The following is a 3,372-nucleotide window of genomic DNA, read 5'->3' as shown; positions in this document are numbered from 1 at the left end:
GGATTAAGAATCTGGTTGGCACCGGCACGGTCAAAGGAGCAGAGACGCAGTGGCTACAGATTAAAACTGCCACGGGCCGCACCAACGATCGCATCCGCCGCGTGCACAACTACGGCTTTATGAGCCGTCCGTTGGTGGGCGCCAAAACCTACAACCTGTTTATCGGGGGCGTTACCGCACGCGGTATCACCGTCAATGTGGAAGACGAACGTTACCAGATGGCGCTGCAGCCGGGAGAGGTCGCCATGCTCGATGACAAGGGGAATCTGGTTCACTTCACCGCAGACGGTATCAAGGTGAACACTAAGGCAAAACTGGACATCACGGCTGCAGGCGATGTCAGCGTTACAGCGCCCAAAGTGGATGTCACCGCGCCCCAAGTTTCGTTCTCCGGCAATGTGGACATCGGGGGAAACCTCAACGTCGCGGGCAGCGTTGGCGGCAGCTCCGGCAAGTTTGCGGGCGTTACCGTCGAAACCCACACTCACGACTATTTGGACGACAACAACCAACGCACTTCTGACGGGCCAAACAAATCATGAACTATTTCCGCTTAAGCGCAGTCACGGCACCGATGCACTCCGAGGAAGGTATGACACACGCCGTCTGGCAGAGCATTTACAACCACAGCGAGTCGACACAGAACGACCGCGCGCGAATGGCCGAAGACGAACGCGGCGGCAACTGGAGCGACGAACTGCTGACCATCGTAGGTTCACGCGACTGGACCTTGCGCCGCGATAAGCTCACCCCGCAGACGCTCGTCATGGCCAAACGCTTTTATGAAGACGCGCTGGCCTGGCTCATCACCGACGGCCACGCCAAAGCCGTGGCGGTTTCCGTATGGGAAGCGAAACCCAATCAGATGGGGCGTGATGTGATCATTACCCTCACCGATGACACCACGTTCAAGGTCACACTATGAGTACACAACGCAGCCTGCAGACACTTATCGATCGCGCCAAATCGACACTGATGGCGAAAACCGGGCAGAACACACCGGCGATTGATGCCATCGCGTGCGCGATTGCGGGCGTGAGTTACGGTCAGTACGGCTATCAGGATTTGCTGTTTCGCCAGCTTCATCCTGAAACCTGCTCTGAAGCCTGGCTTTATCTGCATGCCAATCGCCATGATACGCCACGCCTGCTGCCCACGTTCGCATCAGGCACCGTCCGGTTTACTCAGCTCGGTGGCGTGGTGGTTATCCCCAAAGCAACGTTGCTGACCGACGCTGCCGGCAATGAATACGAAACCACCAAAGAGCAATACAGTGACGTGCCGATCAGCGTGATTGCGCGCGTGTCCGGCAGTGCCAGCAATCTGCCAGCTGGAAACATTCTGACCCTGTCCGAAGGCTTAGGCGGTATCGACCCGACTCAGGTTCAGAGCCTTGGCATTGAAGGCGGCGCCGACATTGAAACCCTAGAACACTGGCGCGCCCGGGTGATTGTGGCCTACGAGAAAAACGACCTGATCGGCAAAGCGGAAGATTATGAAGCCTGGGCAACGTCAGCGCATACCGATGTCGACTTTGCCTGGGCACTGGATAACACCCCGGAGCGCGGCATGGTGGAAGTATATATCGGCCGTCGCACCGCTGACCCGACACTGAGCAGCGAAGTGATAAGCCTTGTTCAGCAAACCTTCGAAGCGCATCGTCTGGCCGGTTGTCATCCCATCGCTTTACTGCCTGAACATGTTCTGCTGAACATTGAGATTCAGGGCATTGAAGACCAATCAGTTCGTGATGACGTGGTCACTGCGCTGCAGAGCCTGGTACAAAGCAAAATGGGTAAAATCAACGCCGAGACGGGCAATCCGGAATCCATCACACCGACGGAAATTGTACTGACAGTATCGAGTGTCACCACCAACTTCATTGTGAAATCGCCAACCGATGAAGTGACGATTCAGAGCCATCAGATTCATGTATTAGGAGACGTGACATGGACACCTCCAGCGTAATCATCGATTACAGCGCGGAAAACTTTGCGCAGGCCATCCGAGCCCTGTTGCCCAAAGGGCAATACTGGCAGGAAGCCGACAACCCGGAGCTGACCAGCCTCATTGAAGCAATGGCCACCGATTTCAAAGCCACGCACGATGACATTGAACTGTCCCTGCTGACCGACTTTAAGGAAGCGTTGTTCGGCTGGAAAATCAGCGACTATCAGGCGCTGCTGACAGAGAATGGCGGTGTTGGCCGAGTGTATGACGATAAGGCAACTCCGAACCTGATTAAGATCGACCTGTACTCCTATGACAACAATGCCGCGTTTGCTGCCTTTGAAGAAAAGCGCTTACCACACACCGAGTTTCACTGGCTCTATCCGCTTGAGGCGCAAGCCAGCATAGTCGAAACCACGGCACTGACCATGAAGCCAGAGTTCAGTTTACAGCTCGCGATTTCTGGCACCGCTGAAACCTTTTGCTCCACCGCCATTAGTTGGCAACTCGAACTAGGAGAGACCGAATGAGCACACTCCAAGCTATCCCAACTCAGCACGGGATAGACATTTTAAACAGTGAGCTAAGCGATACTGTCACTCAGTATCGGCTCGTTGGTGAGTTAACCCATGACGCCCTCAATGAATCACTGTATGCATTCCATGAAGACACGATAGAAACCAGTTACTACGATGAGAATGGCGTACTCACCTTCATCATAAACCTGCCCATCGAGCAGCATTTTGATGAGTACTTGCACCGCATCGATGTGTTGGATGCCAACGGCCAAACTGTGATCGAGTGTGAGACTCCCAAAATCGCACTGCCAAAAGGTATCGGCGGCATGGTGACGTTGAAAGCAGCGATCACCGGTGAGCCGGGTGATGTCGTCTTCAAACATGGTGAGTATATGACAGAGACCGAGTTGGTTGAGGTGCATTTGCATAAATACTCACAATCATCTGTTACTCAGTTCCTACCCTATGACCCAAACCGTATCTACCAGGGTGGAGAAGTTTGCTACACGGTGACAGACGGAAAAGTCAGTTATTGGGAGTGGTACTCAAACGTTGAATCACTAGCAGGAAAAAACCCTTTAGATATGACCAATCGCCAAGCAGGTTGGATTGACGATACAAAACCATTCTACTGGACGCCATACAAGAAAGCGCGCAGCGGTACGCCGCTTTGGCCATGGATGAGTCTGACCTTTCCAGAAGGCACTCTGAATGTGCTCGGTAACTCGGTGCCGACTGCCGTGTTTTGGCGCTTAGCTGAAACTTTTCCGGAGTTTGTCAGTGCTGGAACTGGAATGATTGATTTCCCAGAAACGGGCGGTGAGTTCTTCCGTGTGCTTGACCAAGGGCGTGGGATTGATTCAGGACGAGCATTTAGCAGTGTTCAGCTTGATGCATTTCAAGG

4 protein-coding genes and 1 pseudogene are annotated in these 3,372 nt (G+C 53.7%); all 5 read left to right on the top strand.

The features are described from left to right. The first annotated feature begins 2 nt into the window (after positions 1-2). Entirely contained in the window at positions 3-542 is a 540-nt protein-coding gene (locus tag JIG40_RS00025) for a phage baseplate assembly protein (RefSeq protein ID WP_348541329.1), read from the top strand. After that, on the top strand, positions 539-925 hold the full coding sequence (locus JIG40_RS00020) for a phage GP46 family protein (RefSeq protein WP_158125663.1): 387 nt from the start codon (positions 539-541) through the stop codon (positions 923-925). Before JIG40_RS00025 ends, JIG40_RS00020 begins: the two co-directional genes overlap by 4 nt. Further along, positions 922-1,968, top strand: coding sequence for a baseplate J/gp47 family protein (locus JIG40_RS00015; RefSeq protein WP_199464557.1), 1,047 nt, complete (start codon positions 922-924; stop codon positions 1,966-1,968). Before JIG40_RS00020 ends, JIG40_RS00015 begins: the two co-directional genes overlap by 4 nt. Further along, on the top strand, positions 1,950-2,480 hold the full coding sequence (locus JIG40_RS00010) for a hypothetical protein (RefSeq protein ID WP_199464556.1): 531 nt from the start codon (positions 1,950-1,952) through the stop codon (positions 2,478-2,480). Before JIG40_RS00015 ends, JIG40_RS00010 begins: the two co-directional genes overlap by 19 nt. Next, positions 2,477-3,372, top strand: a pseudogene (locus JIG40_RS00005) (hypothetical protein); the annotation flags it as partial. The gene JIG40_RS00010 and the pseudogene JIG40_RS00005, both read left to right, overlap by 4 nt.

The organism is Vibrio sp. bablab_jr001 (assembly GCF_016464285.1).
In the GTDB taxonomy this organism is placed as follows: domain Bacteria; phylum Pseudomonadota; class Gammaproteobacteria; order Enterobacterales; family Vibrionaceae; genus Vibrio; species Vibrio fluvialis.
Note: the sequence above shows the minus strand (reverse complement) of the source record. Positions and strands in the feature narration are given on the sequence as shown.

Bases quoted from the DNA above. Each gene is read 5' to 3' on its own strand.
- JIG40_RS00020 (WP_158125663.1), top strand. From the start codon at position 539: ATGAACTATTTCCGCTTAAGCGCAGTCACGGCACCGATGCACTCCGAG.
- JIG40_RS00015 (WP_199464557.1), top strand. From the start codon at position 922: ATGAGTACACAACGCAGCCTGCAGACACTTATCGATCGCGCCAAATCG.
- JIG40_RS00010 (WP_199464556.1), top strand. From the start codon at position 1,950: ATGGACACCTCCAGCGTAATCATCGATTACAGCGCGGAAAACTTTGCG.